The sequence below is a fragment of the Nonomuraea sp. NBC_00507 genome, assembly GCF_036013525.1.
Taxonomy (GTDB): domain Bacteria; phylum Actinomycetota; class Actinomycetes; order Streptosporangiales; family Streptosporangiaceae; genus Nonomuraea.
Map to the genome: position 1 here is coordinate 9,709,197 of NZ_CP107853.1, position 21,502 is coordinate 9,730,698.

Genomic DNA, 21,502 nt, shown 5'->3' on the forward strand with positions numbered 1-21,502 from the left:
AACCCCCTTGGATGGGTTCCGCCCTTGATCCTAGGACGCCTGCCCGGCGAGCCGAAGCTCATGCGGTGGTGCGCGTGAAGCGGAAGCCCATCGTGTCGAACTCGGCCTTGGCGGGGGCGGTCGCCAGCACCCGGCTGACCTGCCCGGACAGGTCGATCACCACGGCCTCGTACCCGGCCCCCTTTGTGCGCCACACCGCCAGGTGGTCGTCGTCCCACCAGCCGATGAGGCGGCTGCTGGCGAACGGGATGATGACCGGCTGCGGGTCGTCGCCGGAGGTGGAGCGGGCGCAGATCGCGGTGCCCGCCGTCGTGCAGTGAGCCAGGAAGCGGGTGCCGTTCGGGGAGATGTCGTCGCCCTCCACCCACACCGGCGTGCCCACGTTCGCCAGGGTACGCAGCAGCTTGCCGTTCAGGTCGTAGAACCTCATCTGGCCGCCCACCCACGTGCCGACCGCCCGGCCGCCCGCGTCCCAGAAGAAGCGCCACTCCCCCGCGCCAGCCTCCTTGATCGGGAACGCGCGTCCCCGCTCGGTGGTGACGTCGACGATGCCGTACCCGTACTCGACGGTGTTGCCGCCGGCGTCCTTGTAGAGGGTCACCAGGCCGTGCTTGCCGTCCGGCGACCAGCGGGGCGTGGTGGGGAAGACCGGTTTCCTGCTCACCTTGACGATCCGCTTGGCACCGGTGACGTGGTTGATGATCGACACGGTGGCGTAGAGGTCGGTGCTGTAGTCCACGTCGGTGCCGAGGGCCAGGTTGGTCCTGGCGTCCAGGGCGTACTCGAAGTAGCGGGAGTCGGCGGAGAAGGCGTTGGTCGCGTGCTTGCGCACGTAGAGGCGCTTGCCGCTGCCGACGGTGTAAGAGGCGAGCTTGATGGGATCGCCGTCGGCTTCCTCGACGCGGATGGAGGTGCCGGGGAGCGCGATCGAGCGGCTCGCCGGTTTTGGGGTGGACGAAGGCGTGGTGGAGGTCGTCACCGCGCCGCTGGAGGTGGGTAATGCGCTGGAGGTCGTTGCGGAAGGCGTGGTGGAGGTCGTCACCGCGCCGCCGGAGGCGAGTGGCGTGGTGGTCGTGCGGCCGACGCCGGGCAGGCCGCCGAGGCGGATGGCGACGAAGGCGGTGACCGCGATGAGCACGAGCGCGCCGACGGCGCTGCCGGCGACGATCCAGCCGGTGGCGCGGCGTGGAGCGGGCCTGTGGGGCGGGCCTTGGCCGAGGGGCCTGTTGGGCGTGCCTTGGCCGAGGGGCCTGTGGTGGGCGGGTGCCTGCCAGGCCGGGCCGGCCACCCCGGGCACCGGTCCTGACGCGGCCGCGGCGCTGCCTTCCTGCAGGAGGGCGGGAGACTGCGCGGCGGGGGCGTGGCCGAGCAGGCGCATGAGCGCCTCACTCGCCGCGGGCCGCCGGGCCGGGTCCTTGGCCAGGCAGTCCCGCACGAGCGCCCGCAGCCCCGCGTCCTCGATCGCCCCGACGTCCGGCTCGGTGTGCAGGATCCGGTTGACGACCGCGGGCAGGCTGTCGTGCCCGAACGGCGGCCGCCCCGACGCGGCGTACAGCAGCGTGCACGCCCAGGCGAACATGTCCGACTTCGGCCCGGGGCTTGACTCGGTGAGCTGCTCGGGCGCCATGTACGAGGGCGTCCCGATCGCCGTCCCGGTGAGCGTCGAGGACAGGTCGAGCGCCCTGGCGATGCCGAAGTCGATCACCCGGGGGCCGTCGGAGGCCAGCACCACGTTCGACGGCTTGAAGTCGCGGTGCACGATGCCGGCCTGGTGGATGGCGACCAGCGCGGTGACGGTGCCGATGGCGAGCCGGTGCAGGGAGGCGCCCGAGCGGGGCCCCTGCGTGCGGACGACGTCGGTCAGGGTGGGGCCGTCGATGTACTCGCTCACGATGTAGGGCCGGCCGCCGAACAACCCCGTCTCGATGACCTGCGCGGTGCAGAACGGCGCCACCCGCCTGGCCATCGCCACCTCGCGGACGAACCGCTCCGACGCCTCGGCGTCGCCGGCCAGGTCGGCCCGCAGCAGCTTGAGCGCGACCTTGGCGCCGTCCGGGGCCGTGGCGAGGTAGACAATGCCCTGCCCGCCCTCACCGAGGCGCCCGATCAGGGTGAAATCCCCCACCGACGTGGGATCCCCTGGTCTTGGGTCCGCGAGGTCCGGCATTGACGTCTCCCACGTTATGGCGTCTTTCTCGCCATTCTGGTGCGTCGCGCGCTTCCCCGTCACCCGTTATGGCGGGCTTGCGGGCACGGCTGTTAGGGCGGCTTGTGGGAACAGCTCAGACCGCGTCCACGACCGCTCCTGGGTCCTCGAGGTGGATCCGGCGCCCGGCCCGCGGCAGGCGGACGAGCTTGCCGCCGAGATCGCCGGCCAGCCGCTCCGCGCAGCCGGCCCGCTCCCCCGCGCACAGCACGGTCACCGGCACTTCGGGGAACGGCTTGTCCTCCCTGACGCGGCGCAGGTCGGCGGCCATGTCGCGGCGGGCCAGCCACTCCCCCGCCACGGCCGCGGGCACCTTGCCCATGCGGTAGACGCCGAGCGGATCGGGCAGACCGGCCAGTCTCCGATGCGCGGCCGGCCCCGCCAGGCGGGCCAGCGCGGTGGCGGCCCACGTGCCGCCCAGGGCGGGCAGCCACCTGCCCGCCGCCCTGGCGACGGCCTGCGGCCTGCGGCCGTCCGGGCAGACGGGCTCCACCAGGACGAGCTTGGCCACGCGGAGCGGGTGCAGCCGGGCGAAGGCCTCCGCGTGCCAGCAGGCGACGCCGTGGGCCACGACGGTGACCTGCTCCGGGTGGGCGGGGGCCAAGGCGGCCAGGCGGGCGACCTCGGCGTAGAGGGTGGGCGGGGCCGGCGAGCGCGGGCTGAGGCCGAGCCCTGGGCGGTCGAAGCGGATGACGCGGCGGCTGCCGGCCAGTTCGCCGGCGACCGCGTCCCAGTGGAACCAGGCGCCCGCCGGTCCCGCCGTGATGAGCACCGCCGGTCCGTCGCCCTCCTCGACGACGTGCGGCCGGCCATGCCCGGAGTGCCACAGGTCAGCGACGAGCAGGCGCAGCGCCACGTACACCAGCCAGACGGCGATGAGCGTGAGTTGCGCGCGGTGCGCGAGCCCCGCGCCGCGCCCGGCGGCGAGCGCGGCCGCGGTGAGCGCCGTCGCGGCCAGCGTCGCCCAGGTGAGCAACCAGGCGATCCGGGTACGCCACCGCGCGGCCAGCAGCACCATCGCGGCCACCACGGCGCCGACCGCCAGGGCCTCGGCCAGGAGGTGCACATGATGGGCGGGGGACAGGCCCTGCCGCCCGCAGGCGGGATCGCTCAGTGAGGCGCAGTCCAGGGGGAACACCGCGGCGACGATGGTGAGGAGCGCGTACGCGGACAGCGCCAGCCAGCCCTGCCACTCGCGCTCCACCCGGGGCACGAGCGCCACACCGAGGAGGCAGACCAGACCGGACAGCGCGTCGCTGACCCGGAACAGGCGCGCCCAGGGCTGGTCGCGGGCGGCCAGTTCGGTGACGTAGCCGTGGGTCTTGTCGACTCCCGGTGTGGTGAACTGCCCGGTGATCCAGGCACTGCCCAGCACGGCCGCCACGATGAACGCGGAGGCCGCGAGCACGTACAACCTTCGCTCCACGTGATCATTAGACCACTTTGGGTGATCGCCGCACGGGAACCGCGGAAAAGCCGGTGGCGAACGCGTCGGGGACGTCGGAATCCGCGATCGCCACACACGGCTTGGGGCATGCGAGCACCAGCGCGGTCGGCGCCCGCGCGCCCGGGGCCATCCGGGCGGTCAGGACGCCGGCGAACACGCCGTCGCCGGCCGGACGCGCATCGCGTCCGGCGGAGGCTCAGCCGGGGATGAGGCCCTGATCGCCGAGCATCTCCCGCACCTCGTCGATCGAGGCGTCCGCCGGCGGAAGGATCAGCTCTGACGGCTCGAGACTGTCGTCGGGCAGCGCCTTGCCCACGTGACGCACCTTGTCGAGCAGCGCGTGCAGCTTGACGCGGAAAGCCTCCTCGTTGCCGACCTCGATGGCCGCCTCGAGCTCGCTGTCCAGCTCATTGAGCACGGCGATGTCGTCGGCGGAGATCTCCACCTGGCCCTCGCCCATGATCCTGACGATCATGCGCCCTCCCCAGGCTGGCGCAGCTGCTGGGTCTGACCCTGGCCCTGCTGCTGAGGCTGCGACTGGGGCTGGGGCTGCTGCTGCGGCTGGCCCTGCTCGATGGCGGACTGCGGCGCCGGGCCCTGCCCCAGCTCGGCCTTCATCCTGGCGAGCTCCAGCTCGACGTCCATGCCGCCGCCCATGCGGTCGAGCTCGGCCTGGATGTCGTCGCCCTTGGTGCCGGTGAAGTCGTCGAGCGCGCCGCTGGCCAGCAGCTCGTCGATGGCGCCCGCGCGGGCCTGCATCTGCGCGGTCTTGTCTTCGGCCCGCTGGATCGCCAGGCCGACGTCGCCCATCTCCTCCGAGATGCCGGAGAACGCCTCGTTGATGCGCGTCTGCGCCTCGGCGGCGGTGTAGGTCGCCTTGATCGTCTCCTTCTTCGTGCGGAAGGAGTCGACCTTGGCCTGCAGCCGCTGGGAAGCCGTGGTCAGCTTCTCCTCCTCGGCCTGCAGATTGTCGTGCTGGACCTTGAGGTCGGCCATCTGCGTCTGCAGACTGGACCGCCGCTGCAGCGCCTCGCGGGCCAGGTCCTCACGCCCGACGGACAACGCCTTGCGGCCCTGCTCCTCCAGACGCCTGGAGGACTGCTCAAGACCGTTGATCTGCAGCTCCACCCGCTTGCGCGATGTGGCGACGTCCGCCACTCCCCGGCGCACCTTCTGCAGCAGCTCGAGTTGCCGCTGGTAGGAGTAGTCCAGGGTCTCGCGCGGATCCTCCATCTTGTCCAAAGCCTTGTTGGCCTTGGACTTGAAGATCATCGAAAGTCTCTTCATCACGCTCATGCGCGTCGGCCGTCCCCTTCTAGGTCGTGCTGGTGGTCACCCAATGCAGCGCAGCCGCCTTGGGATTACCCTACGCATAACGCACGGGGGCGTCACTAAGTTGCAGTCCAGGTAGGGTTGACGTCGTGTTGCGACGCCGATCCCAAACCTCTGTGGACGACACCCCCGTCCCCGTTGACGATCCTAAGCCCCAGGGTAAAGGTCGTCCCACACCCAAGCGCCGGGAAGCCGAAGGCAAACGGCGCCAGCCAGTCAATGCGCCGAAAGACCGCAAAGAGGCCTATCGATCGATGCGGGCCAAGCAGGCCGCCGAGCGCGACAAGGCCCGCAAGGGCATGCTCGCCGGTGACGAGCGGTATTTTCCCGCTCGCGACAAGGGTCACGCGCGCAAGTTCGCGCGTGACTGGGTCGACGCGCGGCGGCTGCCGAGCCAGTATTTCCTGCCGTTCTCGCTAGTGATCCTGCTGGCCACGTGGGTTCCGTGGCCCATCGAGATCCGGGCGATGGTGCTCAACCTGGTCATCGCGATCGGCTGGCCGGTCATGATGCTGGGCGTGCTCTTCACCTCGATCTACGTGGCGTGGAGGGTGAAGCGGCTGGTGGCGGAGAAGCTGCCGGACGAGCCGCTCAAGGGCGTGGGCTTCTACGCCGCGATGCGGGCGCTGCAGATCCGCAGGCTGCGCTTCCCGCCGCCCATGGTGCTGCCCGGCGGCAAGCCGGTCCCGCCGAAGAAATAGCCGTCCACGGGACGGCTATGTCCTGACGTCGTCCCAGCGCAGCACGCCTCGCCTGACCGCGGGCCGCCAGCCGTCGACCTCCTTGCCTTGCTCCAGGGCGTCGGCGACGGCCCGCAGCAGCGCATGGGTGGACCGCAGGCGAGGCTCCATGCCGGAGATCGTGTCGTCCCATCCGACGGCACCGCCGGCGGAGTCGACCACGGCATACTCCGCCTCCAGCTCCTCCGGATCGCGCTCCGGGAAGGAGAGGAACGGGATCATCCGGCCGTTCCAGTATTCGGTAGCAGGATCGGTCCCGATGTCCGTGCGCTGCCACGAGCACATGTCGCGCCAGGTGTTCCTGATCTCCCGGATGCTGAGGGCGTAGGCGCCGTGGGACCAGAAGCCGAACACCGACGCTCCTCGCGAGCCGTTGTGGCGCAGGAGCGAGGCCCGCAGGTCGTCCGGGAAGTCCACGCCCATCTGCGACTCGGCCACGGCGATCGTGTGCGCCCTGCCGGGCCGGCCGAGCGCCTGGTACGTGCGAGGCGCGTTCACCTTGAGCCACCGCTCGATCCGCCGCCATTGCCGGTCCACAGCCCGCCCGACCCTCGGATCGATCGGCCGCACGGTGACCGGGCGCGGGGCGGGCGTGCAGTTGGGGTCGGGGATCTCGGCCGCCGGCGGCGTATGCGTGACGGGCGGGCCGGTGGGAGCGGCCGTCGCCGGACCGGCGGGAGACGGCATGGCCGGCCGTTCCGGCTCGGCGGGAAGCGCATGCTCGGCCGTGAGGGCCGCCTGCTCGACCTGATACGCGCGCCATGCCGCCGCGGCCGAGTGCTCGGCCTCCGTGGGAGTCAGCGCGGCCGCCAGGGTCACCGCCACGATCGCCGCGATGGCGGCCCACACCGGTCCCATGCGCCGGCGCCGGTCCGGCCTGACCGCCGGGGACTCAGGCCGCTCCCCGGGCACGCGGGAGCGGCGGCGCAGCCGTATCGCTATCGCGGTCAAGATCGCCGCCGTCAGCGCCAGCCGTACGAGCTTCAGCACGTCGCGCACCCTATCCCGAAACAGATCACCCCAGATGCCAGGACTAAGGTCGGACCCATGGAATTCCGACACCTCGGTCGCAGTGGTCTCAAGGTCAGCGAAATCAGCTACGGTAACTGGCTCACCCATGGCTCTCAGGTCGAGGAGGACGCCGCCAAGCAGTGCGTTCAGGCGGCGCTCGACGAGGGCATCACCACGTTCGACACAGCGGACGTCTACGCCGGGACGAAGGCCGAGGAGGTCCTCGGCCGGGCGCTGAAGGGTGTGCGCAGGGAGTCGCTGGAGATCTTCACCAAGGTCTACTGGCCGACGGGCCCCGGCCAGAACGACCGCGGCCTGTCGCGCAAGCACATCACCGAGTCGATCAACGGCTCGCTGCGCCGGCTGCAGACCGACTACGTCGACCTGTACCAGGCGCACCGCTTCGACTACGAGACGCCGCTGGAGGAGACGCTCAAGACGTTCGACGACCTCGTACGCCAGGGCAAGGTCCTCTACATCGGCGTCAGCGAGTGGACGGCAGACCAGATCGCCCAGGCGTTGAAGATCGCCGACGAGATGCGTTTCGACCGGATCGTCTCCAGCCAGCCTCAGTACTCGATGTTGTGGCGGATCATCGAGGCCGAGGTCGTGCCGCTGAGCGAGAAGGAGGGCATCGGCCAGATCGTCTGGTCCCCGATCGCCCAGGGCGTGCTCACCGGCAAGTACATGCCCGGCCAGCAGCCGCCCGAGGGCTCCAGGGCCACCGACGCCAGCGGCAGCGCCATGATCGCCCGGTTCATGAACGACGACGTGCTGGCCCGCGTACAGGACCTCAAGCCGATCGCCGCCGACCTGGGGCTGAGCATGGCGCAGCTGGCGATCGCCTGGGTGCTGCAGAACCCCAACGTCTCCAGCGCCATCGTCGGCGCCAGCCGTCCCGAGCAGGTGCGTGACAACGTGAAGGCATCGGGCGTCAAGCTGGAGGAGGACGTGCTGCGGCGGATCGACGACGTGCTCGGCCCGGTCGTCGAGCGCGACCCGGCCAAGACCATGAGCCCCCGCACCCGCCCATAACCTCATCACAGCAAAAACCCCTTGAGCCACAACAGGGCTCAAGGGGTTTTTCATTTATCCGCAATTCACTCCTGACGCAATGACAAACCCGTGTATTCGACACGGTCCTCATCAAGCAGCGCGACCTGCTCGACACCCAATTCGACCAGGTCACGCCAGTTCTCGCCGATCCAGGACTCGGCGTCCGCCTGGCTCGGAAAAACCTCTCGCGGCAAAGGGCGATCTGTCACCTCACCACCATTTGCATTTTCATAACGCCACCGCCATGTCATGCCATACGCTCCTTTTCCGCGGGTTCGCCGGCGCACCTTCCGACGGCACTGGAACCCTACTCCCGAGCTTGGAGGTCAATCGATGCTGCGCGCATACCGTGTTGCGGCGGGGGTCGCCCTCGGGGCGGCCGCCTTCCTCTCCCTCCCCTCCTCCGCCCTCGCCTCCCCCTCGATCAATCCCAACGCCCCTCTGCCCGGTGTGGCGGATCCCCATGCCACGCGGCTGTGGAGCGTCTGGCAGAGCGACGGCACGGCCTGGCTCGCGACCGCGGCCGGGGACACGCCGGCGGACGGCTCCGTCATCGGCTGGCGCTTCTCCGCGGCCCCGGACGGGGCGGCGAGCGAGTCCCCCGGCGGGGACCTGCCCGCGTTCGAGACCGTGTGCGGCAAGGACACCGCGGCGTCCGGGCACAAGCGGGTTGCGGTGGCAGTGGACTTCGGCGACGGCGACACCGACGCCTACCCCGGCGACCAGCCGCCCGCCCAAGGGGTGCTCACGTGCGTGGCCGGGACCGAGGACGCCACCACGGCCCAGTTGCTCGCCACCGCGGCCAAGGTGCGGGTGAACGGCCAGGGTGACGTCGTGGCCGTCAACGACTACCCGGCCAAGGAGAAAGGCGGCACCCAGCTGACTGCCGCCGCGCCCGCCGCCGGCGGAGGGGGTGGCGGGGTGCCGGTCGCACTGATCGCAGGCGGCGCGGGCGCGCTCGCGCTGATCGCCGGCGGCGCCGTCGTGGCCACCCGCCGCCGCGCCAAGCCCTCCGCCCCTGCGGCCCGCTAGGCGCCCGCGCGGCTCGACCGCCGACGACCCGGCCCGCTAGGCTCCCGCGCGGCCGGACCGCCGACGACCCGGCCCGGCGAGCGCCCGCGGTCCGGCGCCCCTCTGTACGCTCGGCGCGGTGAAGGTCCTTCTCTCCGGTACGGCGGGCGGCGCGGGCTGGCCCGAGCCCGGCTGCCGGTGCGTCTCCTGTGCAGGGCTGCCGCCCGGACATCGCCACCCGTTCGAGCTGGTCGTGGACGGCGCCGTCCGTTTTCCGTTCGCCGAGGCGCCGCGCGGCTACCGCGTCTGCGGCGGCGGCCGCGGGCTGGTCGGCCCGGATGGGGCGGCGCTGCTGTGCCTGCCGCCGAGCCTGAAACCGTCGCCCGACCCCGGCGTGGCCCCCCGGTACGACGACGAACCATCCCGGTACGACGTGGTGCTGATCGACCTGCTGGACCGGCCGGAGCGGCTCGGCGCGCTGCGGCGGGCGGGACTGGTGGACGAGGCGACCCAGGTGGTGGCGATCGGGCTGGATCACCGGGTGCGGTCGGAGGACGAGTTGGCCAGGCGGCTTCGGCTGTGGGGCGCAGTGGCCGTCCCGGACGGGACCGCGCTGGAGACCCCGGACGGCACCGCGCTGGAGACCCTGCCGATCGCACACCGCGCGCCCGTTGAGCGGCGGCGGTCGGCGTGCAGCCCGCAGGTGCGGCGGGCGTTGTTACTGGGTGGGACGCGGTCAGGAAAGTCGGCGGAGGCCGAACTGCGGCTGGCGGCCGAGCCGTACGTGACCTATGTCGCCACCGGCCCGGACGGTGCGGGCGACGGCGAATGGGCCGCGCGGGTGCGGGCACACCGGTCCCGGCGGCCCGCGCACTGGGACACGGTCGAGACGATCGACCTGGCCACCACGATCGCGAACGCCACCACCCCGCTGTTGATCGACGGGCTCGGGACATGGCTGGCAGCGGTGTTCGACGAGCATGGGGCCTGGGAGGGCGACCGGGCGCCGGTCGGCCACCGGTGCGACGAGCTGGTGGCGGCGTGGCGGCAGGCTCCGGAGCCGATCGTGGCGGTGTCCGACGAGGTGGGGATGGGGGTGGTGCCCGCGACGGCCAGCGGACGGCTGTTCAGGGACACGCTCGGCCGGCTCAACGAGCGCCTCGCCGCGGAGTCCGAGTACGTGGCACTGGTCGTGGCGGGACGGCTCCTGGAGCTGTGACCCGCGGAAACGGACCGCACGCGCGACCGGCGTGCGCCGTCACGGGCAGGCGGCGCGGGCGTTCCAGCGGCCGGGGTACGCCGTCACGGGCAGGCGGCGCGGGTGTTCCAGCGGCCGGGGTACGCCGTCACGGGCAGGCGGCGCGGGTGTTCCAGCGGTCGGGGTGCGCCGTCACGGGCGGACGGCGCGGGCGTACCAGCGGCCGTCGAGCCGGTCCACGTGCAGGGGGCGGCCGAAGCAGTCGGAGAGGTTGGCCGGGGTCAGCACGTCCGCGATCGGTCCGGCGGCCAGCACCCCGGCCTCGCGCATGAGCATGGCGTGCGTGGTCGTCGCGGGCACCTCCTCCACGTGGTGCGTCACCGTCACGGTCGTGAGCACCGGCCTGGTCGCGGCCAGGTCCTCGACGGCGGTGATGAGGTCTTCGCGCGCCGGCAGGTCGAGCCCCGCGAACGGCTCGTCGAGCAGCACCAGCGCAGGGTCCGCCATGAGCGCCCTGGCGATCCTGATCCTGGCCCGCTCACCCTGCGAGCACACGCGGAACGGCCGGTCCGCCAGGTCCTTGCAGCCCAGGTCGGCCAGGAGGCGGTAGGCCCGGTCCCGCTCGGTGTCGCCGTACTTGTCCCACAGCGGAACGCTCGTCCCCGTGTGCCCGGTGAGCACCACGGTGTGCGCGGTCGCCCCTTCCTCCTCCATGAGCTCCTCGTCGATGAGCCGCTGGCTGGAGGCGACCAGGCCGATGTGGCGGCGCAACTCCCGCACGTCGACCCGCCCGAGCCTGTGGCCTAGTACCTTGACCGTGCCCTCGCTGGGGTGCCGTACGGCCCCGGCCAGCGACAACAACGTCGTCTTGCCCGCGCCGTTGGGGCCGAGGACCACCCAGTGGTCGCCGTAGTCCACCTGCCAGTCGACTGCGTCCAGCAGCGACTTGCCGACGACTCGGACGCCTACGCCTTCGAGTTCAACCACGTGCATCCCGCCACCCTAGTGGCCCTACGATCGTCGGATATGCCACTGATGCACGGGCTGCGTTTCGCGATCGGGACGCTCAGCGTCTTCCCCGTGCGGGTCGATCACGTGGACCGGCAGGTCGCGGGGCAGGCGATGACGCTGGCGCCCGTCGTCGGGCTGGCGCTCGGCGTGCTCGCCGGATTGCCTCTGGGCCTGCCCGTGCCCGCCTTGCTGGGTGCGGCGCTGGCGGTCGGGCTGCTGGCCCTGCTGACCCGGGGCCTGCACCTGGACGGGCTGGCCGACCTGGCGGACGGGCTGGGCAGCGGCAAGCCCGCTGATCAGGCGCTCGACATCATGAAAAAGTCGGACATCGGGCCGTTCGGCGTGATGGCTCTGGTCTTCACGTTGCTCGTCCAGGTGGCGGCACTGGCGGAGGCCGGGTTCGCGGCCCTGGTGGCCGCCTGCGTGGCGGGGCGGCTGACCCTGACGTGGGCCTGCCGGCCGAGCGTCCCCGCCGCCCGGCCGGAAGGGTTGGGGGCGACGGTCGCCGGCACGGTACGCCCTTCCGCGCCCTGGCTCGTCACCTTGGCCGCCCTGCTCGCCTCCGCCGCCTTCGGCCTGTCCATCGACTCCCACGTCTGGGACGGCGGGCCGGCGGCCTTGGCCCGGGAAGCGACCACGTGGTTCACCGGCTCGGACCCCCGGTACCTCACGCCAGGGGTCAAGTACGGCGACGAGGCCGTGCTCGTTGAGAAGTACCTCGTCGGCGAGCCCTCGACGCTGGGTGTCGCCATGGCGTCCCGGTACCCGCCGGAGGGCGTACCAGGGAACGCGGGCCTGGGGCTGCCCGCCCTGCTGGCGCTGCCGCTCGGCCTCCTGACCGGGCTGGCGGCCGCCCTGCTGCTGCTCCGGCGCGCCAGGCGGCGTCTCGGCGGCATCACCGGCGACGTCCTAGGCGCGCTGGTGGAGACGGCCACGGCCGCCACGCTGGTGGCCTGCGCGCTGCTCAGCTGATCGCGCTCGACTGACCGCGCTCGACTGACCGCGCTCGGCTGAGCGGGCTCGGCTGACCGGGCTCGGCTGAGCAGCGGAGTCGGGCCCGGCTAGGCGGCGGGCTCGGCAGCCGGTTGCGGCGGGCGTACCGGGAAGAAGCGCAGCAGGGCCGCGCCGATCACCGCGATGAGGACCCACCCCACCAGGCCGGTCACCCCGACCAGCACCTCGTTCGGCGGGGCGGCGGCGTCGCCGAGCAGGATGGCGGCCGGGGCCACCGCGTTCAGCGAGCCGTGCGCCACGACAGCGGGCCACACGCTGCCCGTGCGCAGCCGCAACCATCCGAACACCACCCCGGCGAGCACGCAGAACCCGATGAAGTACAGCGCCGCCCACGACCCGAGCCGGGGATAGTTGTAGCCGAGCAGCGTGAGCGGCGCGTGCCAGACCCCCCAGATGGCGCCGGACAGCAGAAGCCCGGCGAAGACGCCGTTCCCGGACACGAGCCGGGGCAGCAGCCAGCCGCGCCAGCCCCACTCCTCCCCCAGCGCCGGGATCGCGTTGAGCACGGGACCGGCGAGCAACGCCAGCACGACCTGGATGGCGGCCACCGAGCCGAGGTCGGGTGGCACCGGGGCGCCCCGGCCCTCCAGCGCCGACCTGAGCAGGCTGAGCCCGCCGAGGTCCAGCGACACCAGCCCGACCGCGGCACTGAGCCCCATCGCGAGAAAGACCAGCAGGGGGACGCCGAACCACGCGGCGAGCACGAGCGCGCCCGTGCGGCCCTTGCGCTCGCCGAGCGTCAGCCCGGTCTGCCTGGCCCACTCCTTGAACGGCGTGCGCGAGAGCGCCCACACCCCGAGCACTCCCACGGTGGGCGTGAACATCATCAGCGTGGCCAGCCCGGCCATCAGCGGCGAGCCGAGCCCACCGCCGAACCAGATGGGCAGCACCGCCGCCCAGGACAACCCGAAGGCCAGGACGATGAAGATGAGCAGAGGTCTTTTCATCAGAATCTCCGTGGATACTCCGGCCTTCTGGCCGGAGAGGAAACGGACTCATGCGGAGCATGGTGGGGACGGCGATTCGACGCCAGGCGAATCGCCGTCGAACCAGTCACGGTGGCGCATCGTCGCTGCCTTCTCTTTGGTGGTGGTAGGCGTAGCCGTCGCCCCGTTGCAGCAGGCGGACGTGCCGATGGACGGTGCCGTGGGCGGTGGTGATGTTGGTGTCCACCCGGTGCCGCAGCGACGGGGCCAGCCACCCCTGCGGCCGGGCTCGGTTGAGGAAACGCGGCGCCCGATAGCGCAGGTTCGCTCCCCGGCGGCGCCGCCGCAACGCGGCCCGCGCCGCCAGCCGGTCTCGGATGCGCCCGCCCCGGTGGTCGAGCTGCACCGCGAACAGTCCCGTTCGGGTGCCGTCACCGTCGTGGAAGACGGACAGCCGGTGTGCTTGCCGCCGGGGTCGACACCGATCTCGACGCCGGGCACCGCGCAGGCGTCGGCGTCCCGGTCTTTCAGCCGGATGACCAGGGGGGTGTGCCGGTGGATCACCGCCCGGCCGGAGGCCGGCAGCTTGCGCGCCATCACCGGGCGGGTGGGTTGAAGCGGCGCGCCGTGCTTGTCCAGCACGAACACTCGGGTCTCCCCTCGCCCATGTCCCACACCGGGTGCGCGGCCTGCCGCGCGCCTGTCCCCCGTTTCGTCCCTGCTCCCGGGGTTGTCTGCTGAGACAGGTTCCAGAGCGTGCCGCTGAGGAAGCACGGCACGGTGGGTCTTCTGTCCTGCGTGAAACGTAGCCATCAAGGATGCACCTCCTTGTCGGTGATGGCTCGGGCTGGTCAAACAACGCTCACCCGCCGACGACGCACAGCCGTCCACGGCGGGCAAGCCCCGGCCTTCAAGCCGGGGGAGCGTTTGACGATTCCACTCGCTCGTTGATGAGAGCGTTGATGAGGGACGCGCCGCGCACGGTGTCGTCGATGCTGATCGCCAGTTGCCCGCCGGTACGGTAGCCGAGCACCAGGCATTCGCCACCGCGCAGCATGATGGTGGCATTTCCGGGCAGGCCGCGTATGCCCCATCCGCCGACTCGGCTCGGATGGCGCACCTCCGCCCAGGCCGACTCGATCTTGGAAAGCGGGATCCTGCGCACGGGCCAGCCCAGCGGGCCGAATTGGATGACGACCCGGTCGTCTCCGGCCCGTACGGAGACCGACGAGGTCAGGACCCCGAGCGCCAGCACGAGGGTGAGCCCTGGCAGGACCAGCACCGCGAGCTCACCCGGCACGATGCCGGCGAAGGAGAGCGCGGCCAGCACGGCGATGACAGCCGCCGCGACCGCGGTGACCACGGCCAACCACGGGTTGGCGACGTGACTGACCCAGACGGTCCGCTGCCCTGCCCTGAGCCGCAGGAGCGGCGGCCGCGGCCCGGCGGGCGCGGGCTCGTCGGGCGCTCCCCTGCCCAGGTAGCCGGCCGCGACGGCGACGGCCAGTGTCGCGCCGACGATCGCGAGGACGGCCCAGCCCGGCAGCCGCGCCTCGCGCCAGCCGGGCGCGTCCAGGTTGGCCAGCACGGTCGTGACGTTCATGCCGAACGCGAACACGCCCGCGCCGAACAGCACGCCCCACCAGAGCATCCGGCCCTGCCTGTGGGTCAGGGCCCGCACCGTCGCGAGCAGGACGAGCCCCGGCACCGCCCAGACCAGCGCCACCATCGCCACGTACGCGGTGAACGGCATCGAACCGTCGGGCCGGTCGCCCAGGCCCCAGTGTGTGGCCAGCGGATCGGGCAGCCGCTCCCGCATGGCCAGGGGCAGCAGGACCTGCCCGGCGAGGACGAGCAGGCCCCACGCGGGGGCGGCCACTCGGGCGTTCATGACAGCTCCTCCAAGATGGTGATGAGGTCGTTGCGGCCGTAGCCGTGTTTCCTGGCCTCTTCCAGCAGTTCGCGCGTCCGCTGCACGAGCAGGGCGCGACCGCCGGCGAGGCCGGCGACGCTGACGCCGCGCCCGCGCCGGAACTCCAGGAGCCCTTCGTCCCGCAGGTCGCGCAGCGCGCGCAGCACGGTGTTGGGGTTGATGCCGAGCGCCTGGGCCAGGTCGCGGGCGGGCGGCAGGCGGTCTCCCGGCGCGTAGGAGCCGTCCCCAATGGCGCGCCGGATCGCGCCGGCCACCTGCTCGTGCAGGGGCCGCGCGTCGTTGAGATCGAGCGTCAGCAGCATGGTGCTAATGACACTAGCACCATGTCTCGGAAGACGCTACCGGCCATTCATAGGATGAACCCCTGTTTGTGAGTACGCAGAAACCCTGGATAGCATCGGTTTACGTGACCACTGTGCGGCTGAACTCAGCAGATCCCGTCTCCCTGGACACCGACGCTTTGATCGTCGGCTTCACGTCGAGCGAGGAAGGTCCCAGCCCTGCCACGGGCGCCGAGTCCCTGGACGCGGCCTTCGGCGGAAAGCTGGCCGCGTCGCTCGCCGCGGTGGCCTTCTCCGGGAAGGCCGGGGAGCTGGCCAAGCTGCCCACGTTCGGCGCCATCGCCGCCCCGCTGCTGGTCGCGGTCGGACTCGGCGACTCCTACGACGCCGAAGGGCTGCGCCGCGCCGCCGGCGCCGCTGTACGGTCGCTCGCCGGCACCAGACGCGCCGCGCTCGCCCTTCCCGCGGGCTCCCCCGAGGAGGCCGAGGCAGTCGCGCTCGGCGGCCTGCTCGGCGCCTACTCCTTCGCCCGCTACCGCACCAACGGCGAGCAGAAGGCGCCGGTGGCCGAGCTGACCGTGGTCTCCGGGCAGCCCGAGTCCGTCGCCGAGCGCGCGGGCGTCCTGGCCGAGTCGGTCGCGCTGGTCCGCGACCTGGTCAACACGCCGCCTTCGGACCTGTGGCCGGCCAAGTTCGCCGAGATCGCCGAGCAGGCGGGCGGCAAGGTGGGGCTGAGCGTCGAGGTGCTCGACGACAAGCAGCTCAAGGACGGCGGCTACGGCGGACTCATCGGCGTCGGCCAGGGCTCGGCCAACCCGCCGCGCCTGGTCCGCCTCTCCTACAGCCACCCGGACGCCGGCAAGACCCTCGCCTTCGTGGGCAAGGGCATCACGTTCGACTCGGGCGGCCTGTCGCTCAAGCCGTCCAACGCGATGGACTGGATGAAGTCGGACATGGGCGGCGCGGGCGCGGTGCTCGGCGCCCTGATCGGCATCGCCAGGCTGGGCCTGCCGGTCAACGCCATCGGCTATCTGTGCCTGGCGGAAAACCTGCCGAGCGGCACCGCGCAGCGCCCCTCCGACGTCATCCACAGCTACAGCGGCAAGACCGTCGAGGTGCTCGACACCGACGCCGAGGGCCGCCTGGTGCTCATGGACGGCATCGCCAGGGCCGCCGAGGACAACCCCGACGTGCTCGTCGACGTGGCCACGCTCACCGGCGCGCAGATCGTCTCGCTCGGCTGGCGCATCTCCGGCGTCATGGCCAACGACGACGCGATCAGGGAGCTGGTTCTCCAGGCCGCGGGCGCGGCCGGCGAGGGCGCGTGGGGCATGCCGCTGCCGGAGGAACTGCGCAAGGGTCTCGACTCACCGATCGCCGACATCGCCAACCTCCATCCCGAGCGGTGGGGCGGCATGCTGGCGGCGGGCATCTTCCTGAAGGAGTTCGTGCCCGAAGGGGTGCGCTGGGCCCACATCGACATGGCCGGGCCCGCCTTCAACAAGGCCGAGCCATATGGCTACACCCCGAAGGGCGGGACCGGAGCCGTCACCCGTACCCTCATCGGACTGGCAGAGCGGCACGCGAGCATCTGAAACAAATGAAAAGATGGCGGCATCACGTACACCCCGACAAGGAGCCTTCCTGTGGCCTATGACATCGTCGTCCTAGGGGGCGGCAGCGGCGGTTACGCCTGCGCGCTTCGGGCGGCTGAGCTGGGCAAGTCGGTCGTCCTCATCGAAAAGGACAAGATCGGCGGCACTTGCCTCCACAGGGGATGCATCCCCACGAAGGCTCTGCTGCACTCGGCCGAGGTCGCCGACGAGACCCGTGAGAGCGAGGCCTTCGGCGTCAAGGCCCGCTTCGACGGCATCGACGTGCAGGGCGTGCACGCGTTCAAGGACAAGATCGTCACGCGGGCCTGGAAGGGCGTGCAGGGCCTGCTCAAGGGCGCGGGCGTGACGATCGTCGAAGGCGAGGGCCGGCTGGTCGGCGCCAACAGGATCCAGGTGGGCCAGGACGTCTACGAGGGCCGCACCATCGTGCTGGCCACCGGCTCGGCGCCCAAGTCGCTGCCCGGCCTGGAGATCGACGGCGAGCGCGTCATCACCAGCGAGCACACGCTGAAGATGGACCGCGTGCCGACCTCGGTGATCGTGCTGGGCGGCGGCGTGATCGGCGTCGAGCTCGCCAGCGTCTACCGCTCCTTCGGCGCCGAGGTCACGATCGTGGAGGCGCTGCCGCACCTGCTGCCGACCGAGGAGGAGTCGAGCTCCAAGCTGCTGGAGCGGGCCTTCCGCCGCCGCGGCATCAAATATGAGCTGGGCGTCTTCTTCGACAGCGCCAAGACCACCGAGACGGGTGTCGTCGTCACGCTGGCCAGCGGCAAGACCCTCGACGCCGAGCTGCTGCTGGTCGCCGTCGGCCGCGGCGCCGTCTCCTCGGGCATGGGCTTCGAGGAGCAGGGCATCGCCATCGAACGTGGCGCCGTCGTGGTCGACGAGCACTGCCGCACCTCCGTGCCGGGGATCTACGCCATCGGCGACCTCATCCCCACCCTGCAGCTGGCCCACGCCGGCTTCGCCGAGGGGATCATGGTGGCCGAGCACATCGCCGGGCTCAACCCGCCGCCCATCGACTACGCGGGCGTGCCCCGCATCACCTACTCCGACCCCGAGGTCTCCTCGGTGGGGATCACCTCGAAGCAGGCGGCCGAGCGCGGCATCGAGATCGTCGAGCAGGTCTACGACCTCGCCGGAAACCCCAAGAGCCAGATCCTCGGCACCTCGGGCGCGGTGAAGGTCATCGCCCAGAAGGACGGCCCCGTCGTCGGTGTCCACATGGTGGGCCGGCGCATCGGCGAGCTCGTCACGGAAGGCCAGCTGATCTACAACTGGGAGGCGCTGCCCGCAGAGGTCGCCCAGCTCATCCACGCACACCCGACCCAGTCCGAGGCCTTGGGTGAGGCGATGCTGGCCCTGGCCGGCAAGCCGTTGCACGTCCACAACTAGTCCTAGCCCTCGAGATCAGAACGCGAGAGAAGAATAACGATGCCGGTCTCCGTACAGATGCCCCAGCTCGGCGAGAGCGTGACCGAGGGCACCGTCACCCGTTGGCTGAAGAAGGAGGGCGAGCGCGTCGAGGCCGACGAGCCGCTCCTCGAAGTGTCGACCGACAAGGTCGACACCGAAATCCCGTCGCCGTCCGCGGGTGTGCTCACCAAGATCGTCGTGGCCGAGGACGAGACGGTCGAGGTCGGGGCCGAGCTCGCCGTCATCGACGAGAACGCCCAGCCGGGCGCCGCCGCCCCGGCTCCTGAGGCGGCGGCCCCCGCCCAGGCGCCCGCTCCGCCGCAGCCCGAGCCCGAGCCCGAGCCCGAGCCTGCCCCGGCGCCGGTCTCCTCGATCCCGCAGCCGGCCCCCGCTCAGCCGACGCCGCCGCCCGCCCCGGCGCCCGCCCCGGCCCCGCAGGCCGCTCCTCCGGCCCCGCAGGCCGCTCCCCCGGCGCAGCCGGCCGCCGAGCCGACCCCGCTGCCCTCGGGTGAGAGCCCCTACGTCACGCCGCTGGTGCGCAAGCTCGCCAACGAGCACGGCGTCGACCTCGACGCGATCAACGGCACCGGCGTGGGTGGCCGCATCCGCAAGCAGGACGTGCTCGAGGCGGCCAAGGCCCAGCGTGAGAAGGCCGCCGCGGCCGAGGCCGCGCCGGCACCCGCCGCCGTCCAGCCCGCTCCGGCCGCCGCCCCGGCTCCGGCCGCGCAGGCCGCCCCGGTCGCCGCGGTCGCCGCGGCGCCCGAGCCGGTGGCGGTCGACACCACGCTGCGGGGCCGCACGGAGAAGATGTCGCGACTGCGTCAGACCATCGCCAAGCGCATGGTCGAGTCGCTGCAGACCGCCGCGCAGCTCACCTCGGTCGTCGAGGTGGACGTCACCAAGATCGCGCGGCTGCGGGCGAAGGCGAAGGACGACTTCTTCCGCCGCGAGGGCGTGAAGCTGACCTTCACCCCCTTCTTCGCCATGGCGGCGGTCGAGGCGCTCAAGCAGCACCCGAAGCTCAACGCCACGATCAACAACGAGACCAACGAGGTGACCTACTTCGACGTGGAGAACCTCGGCGTCGCGGTGGACACCGAGCGCGGCCTGCTGGCGGCGGTCGTCAAGAACGCCGGCGACCTCAACCTGGCCGGTCTCGCCCGCAAGATCACCGACGTCGCCGAGCGCACCCGCAACAACCAGGTGACGCCCGACGAGCTCACCGGCGGCACGTTCACGCTGACCAACACCGGCAGCCGGGGCGCGCTGTTCGACACGCCGATCCTCAACCAGCCGCAGGTGGGCATGCTCGGCACCGGCGCCGTCGTGAAGCGGCCCGTGGTGGTCGACACGCCTGAGGGCGAGGTCATCGCGGTGCGGTCGATGGTCTACCTGGCGCTGACCTACGACCACCGCCTGGTGGACGGGGCGGACGCGGCGCGCTTCCTGACGACGATCAAGCGCCGTCTGGAGGAGGGCCGCTTCGAGGCCCAGCTCGGCCTCGCGTAAGGGGTTCAGGGAAAGGGCCGGGCGGGGTTCCGCCCGGCCCTTTCCCTGTGCCGGCCCGGTTCGCCGGGCGCATCCGCGGGTGGGCCGCGTAGGGTGAGCGTATGGCGATCATCGTGACGGGAGCGTCGGGGTTGCTCGGCACGTCGCTGGTGGCGGCGCTGCGGGCCGAGGGGCAAGAGGTCGTCAGGCTGGTGCGCCGGGAGCCGAGGAGCCCGGACGAGGCCTACTGGCAGCCCGCCGAGCAGGAGGTCGACCTTGCCGCGCTGGACGGCGCCGAGGCCGTCGTGCACCTGGCCGGGGCCTCGATCGGGGACAAGCGGTGGACGGCGGCGTACAAGCGGGAGCTGGTCGACAGCCGGGTGCGGAGCACCCGGGTGCTCGTGGACGCCCTGCGCGCGCTGTCCAGGCCACCCGAGGTGCTCCTGTCGGCCTCCGGAGTGGACTTCTACGGCGACACCGGCGACCGGGAGATCGACGAGAGCGAGGACCGGGGCACGGGGTTCCTGGCGGACCTGTGCGTGCAGTGGGAGGCCGAGGCGCGGCGGGCCAGCGAGGCGGGCATCAGGACCGTGCAGATGCGGTCCGGGCTTGCGCTGAGCCGGCGGGGCGGGGTGCTGGGCCGGGTGTTGCCGATCTTCAAGATGGGGCTGGGAGCGCCGCTGGGATCGGGAAAGCAGTACTGGTCGTGGATCTCCTTGAACGACTGGGTGGGAGCCGCACGACATGTCCTGAAAAATCGGGATGTGGCTGGGCCGGTCAACTTCACCTCGCCCTCCCCCGTCACCAACGCCGAGTTCACCCGTGCCATCGCAAAAGCCCTGGGCAGGAGCATGATGCCGATGCCGGTCCCGGCGTTCGCGCTGTCCATAGGGCTCGGTGAGTTCGCCCGCGAGGGGCTGCTGCCCAGCCACCGCGTCCTGCCGCGCACCCTGCTGGACAGCGGCTACGGCTTCGCCCATACCAGTCTCGGTGAGGCGCTGAGCGCCGTACTCTAGGGGCCGTTCATCCTTCTTTTCAGGTAGGAGATCATGACATGATCCGGTCAGGACAGTCGCACATCCTCGCGATCGGGGGTGGCTCGTTTCGCCCGAGTGCGCGTTACAGCTTCATCGAGGCGAGCGGCCTGCTGCGCTACGGGCTCGACCTGACCGGCCAGGACCGGCCCAAGCTCGGCCTGCTCGCCACCGCCACGGGCGATGCGTCGGACTGGCTGCTGAAGATGTACGGCGCGTTCGCGGGCTGGGACGTCGAGCTGAGCCACTTGACGGTGTTCCCGATGCCCAACGTGGCCGACCCCAAGGCGTGGATCCTGGAGCAGGACATGATCTACGTGAGCGGCGGCAGCGTGGCCAACCTCATGGCGTTGTGGCGGCTGCACGGCCTCGACGAGGCGTTCGAGGAGGCCTGGCGGTCCGGGGTGGTGCTCACGGGGCAGAGCGCCGGCGCCCTGTGCTGGCACGTGGGCGGCAACACCGACTCCTTCGGCCCCGAGCTGCGGCCCTGGTCCGACGGGCTCGCGCTGCTGCCCTACTCGTGCGGCGTCCACTACGACTCCGACCCGCAGCGGCGCCCGCTGCTGCACGCGTCGGTGGCCAGCGGCGAGCTGCCCGCCGGCTTCGCCGCCGACGAGGGCGTCGGCCTCCACTACGTGGGCACGGAGTTCATCCAGGCGGTGTCCGTCGAGCCCGGCGGCTCCGCCTACCGGCTGGAGCACGACGGGGCGGCGGGCATCAAGGAGTTGAGGATCGAGCCTCGTCTGCTCACACCCTGAATTACCCTTCAAGGGTGAGGGAAC

At 71.7% G+C, this 21,502-nt stretch carries 21 protein-coding genes and 1 pseudogene; 10 read left to right on the forward strand and 12 right to left on the reverse strand.

What is annotated here, in order from left to right; genetic code table 11:
* Nucleotides 1-58 precede the first annotated feature (58 nt).
* The 4 genes from OHA25_RS46785 to OHA25_RS46800 form a co-directional block, all read right to left on the reverse strand.
* Nucleotides 59-2,125, reverse strand: coding sequence for a serine/threonine-protein kinase (locus OHA25_RS46785; protein ID WP_327583300.1), 2,067 nt, complete (start codon nt 2,123-2,125; stop codon nt 59-61).
* Nucleotides 2,126-2,282: 157 nt separating this feature from the next.
* Nucleotides 2,283-3,632 (reverse strand): alpha/beta fold hydrolase, encoded by a 1,350-nt coding sequence (locus OHA25_RS46790; protein ID WP_327583301.1) that lies wholly within the window; start codon nt 3,630-3,632, stop codon nt 2,283-2,285.
* Nucleotides 3,633-3,849: 217 nt separating this feature from the next.
* Nucleotides 3,850-4,128: a PspA-associated protein PspAA gene (gene pspAA / locus OHA25_RS46795; RefSeq protein WP_305919838.1), complete on the reverse strand. Its 279-nt coding sequence runs from the start codon at nt 4,126-4,128 to the stop codon at nt 3,850-3,852.
* The gene (locus OHA25_RS46800) at nt 4,125-4,949 is read right to left on the reverse strand and encodes a PspA/IM30 family protein (protein WP_327583302.1); all 825 of its coding nucleotides are present in this window, start codon (nt 4,947-4,949) and stop codon (nt 4,125-4,127) included. Before OHA25_RS46800 ends, pspAA begins: the two co-directional genes overlap by 4 nt.
* A gap of 152 nt (nt 4,950-5,101) precedes the next feature.
* Here OHA25_RS46800 and OHA25_RS46805 point away from each other — a divergent pair, with 152 nt between their 5' ends.
* Nucleotides 5,102-5,686, forward strand: a complete 585-nt coding sequence (locus OHA25_RS46805) for a DUF3043 domain-containing protein (protein WP_327583303.1) — start codon at nt 5,102-5,104, stop codon at nt 5,684-5,686.
* A 15-nt stretch (nt 5,687-5,701) separates the two neighbouring features.
* Here the strand turns inward: OHA25_RS46805 and OHA25_RS46810 are convergent, their stop codons facing one another.
* Nucleotides 5,702-6,715, reverse strand: a complete 1,014-nt coding sequence (locus tag OHA25_RS46810; protein ID WP_327583304.1) for an SMI1/KNR4 family protein — start codon at nt 6,713-6,715, stop codon at nt 5,702-5,704.
* Nucleotides 6,716-6,772: 57 nt separating this feature from the next.
* Here OHA25_RS46810 and OHA25_RS46815 point away from each other — a divergent pair, with 57 nt between their 5' ends.
* A complete protein-coding gene (locus OHA25_RS46815; protein ID WP_327583305.1) occupies nt 6,773-7,771 on the forward strand; it encodes an aldo/keto reductase family protein in 999 nt (332 codons plus the stop codon).
* 65 nt (nt 7,772-7,836) lie between these two features.
* Here OHA25_RS46815 and OHA25_RS46820 read toward each other — a convergent pair whose 3' ends face one another.
* On the reverse strand, nt 7,837-8,043 hold the full coding sequence (locus OHA25_RS46820) for a hypothetical protein (RefSeq protein WP_305919833.1): 207 nt from the start codon (nt 8,041-8,043) through the stop codon (nt 7,837-7,839).
* A gap of 82 nt (nt 8,044-8,125) precedes the next feature.
* On the opposite strand from OHA25_RS46820, the gene OHA25_RS46825 reads away from it, so the two are divergent.
* Both OHA25_RS46825 and OHA25_RS46830 read left to right on the forward strand, forming a co-directional pair.
* Nucleotides 8,126-8,824 carry an SCO2322 family protein gene (locus OHA25_RS46825; protein WP_327583306.1) on the forward strand — a complete coding sequence of 233 codons (699 nt, stop codon included), beginning with the start codon at nt 8,126-8,128 and terminating at the stop codon, nt 8,822-8,824.
* A gap of 118 nt (nt 8,825-8,942) precedes the next feature.
* On the forward strand, nt 8,943-10,022 hold the full coding sequence (locus OHA25_RS46830) for a bifunctional adenosylcobinamide kinase/adenosylcobinamide-phosphate guanylyltransferase (RefSeq protein ID WP_327583307.1): 1,080 nt from the start codon (nt 8,943-8,945) through the stop codon (nt 10,020-10,022).
* Nucleotides 10,023-10,193: 171 nt separating this feature from the next.
* On the opposite strand, the gene OHA25_RS46835 is transcribed toward OHA25_RS46830, so the two are convergent.
* Complete coding sequence (locus tag OHA25_RS46835; RefSeq protein WP_327583308.1) at nt 10,194-10,994, reverse strand: ABC transporter ATP-binding protein; 801 nt, start codon at nt 10,992-10,994, stop codon at nt 10,194-10,196.
* 33 nt (nt 10,995-11,027) lie between these two features.
* Here OHA25_RS46835 and OHA25_RS46840 point away from each other — a divergent pair, with 33 nt between their 5' ends.
* A complete protein-coding gene (locus OHA25_RS46840) occupies nt 11,028-11,984 on the forward strand; it encodes an adenosylcobinamide-GDP ribazoletransferase (RefSeq protein ID WP_327583309.1) in 957 nt (318 codons plus the stop codon).
* An 89-nt stretch (nt 11,985-12,073) separates the two neighbouring features.
* On the opposite strand, the gene OHA25_RS46845 is transcribed toward OHA25_RS46840, so the two are convergent.
* From OHA25_RS46845 to OHA25_RS46865, 5 genes and pseudogenes are all read right to left on the reverse strand, one after another.
* Nucleotides 12,074-12,973 carry a CPBP family intramembrane glutamic endopeptidase gene (locus OHA25_RS46845; protein ID WP_327583310.1) on the reverse strand — a complete coding sequence of 300 codons (900 nt, stop codon included), beginning with the start codon at nt 12,971-12,973 and terminating at the stop codon, nt 12,074-12,076.
* 106 nt (nt 12,974-13,079) lie between these two features.
* Nucleotides 13,080-13,358, reverse strand: a complete 279-nt coding sequence (locus OHA25_RS46850) for an RRXRR domain-containing protein (RefSeq protein WP_327583311.1) — start codon at nt 13,356-13,358, stop codon at nt 13,080-13,082.
* A gap of 104 nt (nt 13,359-13,462) precedes the next feature.
* Nucleotides 13,463-13,765, reverse strand: a pseudogene (locus OHA25_RS46855) (RRXRR domain-containing protein); the annotation flags it as partial.
* Between the two features lie 97 nt (nt 13,766-13,862).
* Nucleotides 13,863-14,843: a hypothetical protein gene (locus OHA25_RS46860; RefSeq protein ID WP_327583312.1), complete on the reverse strand. Its 981-nt coding sequence runs from the start codon at nt 14,841-14,843 to the stop codon at nt 13,863-13,865.
* On the reverse strand, nt 14,840-15,187 hold the full coding sequence (locus OHA25_RS46865; protein WP_327583313.1) for a GntR family transcriptional regulator: 348 nt from the start codon (nt 15,185-15,187) through the stop codon (nt 14,840-14,842). Before OHA25_RS46865 ends, OHA25_RS46860 begins: the two co-directional genes overlap by 4 nt.
* 104 nt (nt 15,188-15,291) lie before the next feature.
* On the opposite strand from OHA25_RS46865, the gene OHA25_RS46870 reads away from it, so the two are divergent.
* The 5 genes from OHA25_RS46870 to OHA25_RS46890 all read left to right on the forward strand — a co-directional run bounded on the left by OHA25_RS46870 (nt 15,292) and on the right by OHA25_RS46890 (nt 21,478).
* Nucleotides 15,292-16,761, forward strand: coding sequence for a leucyl aminopeptidase (locus OHA25_RS46870; RefSeq protein ID WP_327583314.1), 1,470 nt, complete (start codon nt 15,292-15,294; stop codon nt 16,759-16,761).
* A 51-nt stretch (nt 16,762-16,812) separates the two neighbouring features.
* Complete coding sequence (gene lpdA / locus OHA25_RS46875; RefSeq protein ID WP_327583315.1) at nt 16,813-18,177, forward strand: dihydrolipoyl dehydrogenase; 1,365 nt, start codon at nt 16,813-16,815, stop codon at nt 18,175-18,177.
* 39 nt (nt 18,178-18,216) lie between these two features.
* Nucleotides 18,217-19,707 (forward strand): 2-oxoglutarate dehydrogenase, E2 component, dihydrolipoamide succinyltransferase, encoded by a 1,491-nt coding sequence (sucB, locus tag OHA25_RS46880; RefSeq protein WP_327583316.1) that lies wholly within the window; start codon nt 18,217-18,219, stop codon nt 19,705-19,707.
* A gap of 101 nt (nt 19,708-19,808) precedes the next feature.
* Nucleotides 19,809-20,702 (forward strand): TIGR01777 family oxidoreductase, encoded by an 894-nt coding sequence (locus OHA25_RS46885; RefSeq protein ID WP_327583317.1) that lies wholly within the window; start codon nt 19,809-19,811, stop codon nt 20,700-20,702.
* A gap of 38 nt (nt 20,703-20,740) precedes the next feature.
* Nucleotides 20,741-21,478 (forward strand): peptidase E, encoded by a 738-nt coding sequence (locus tag OHA25_RS46890; RefSeq protein ID WP_327583318.1) that lies wholly within the window; start codon nt 20,741-20,743, stop codon nt 21,476-21,478.
* The last annotated feature ends 24 nt before the right edge of the window (nt 21,479-21,502 follow it).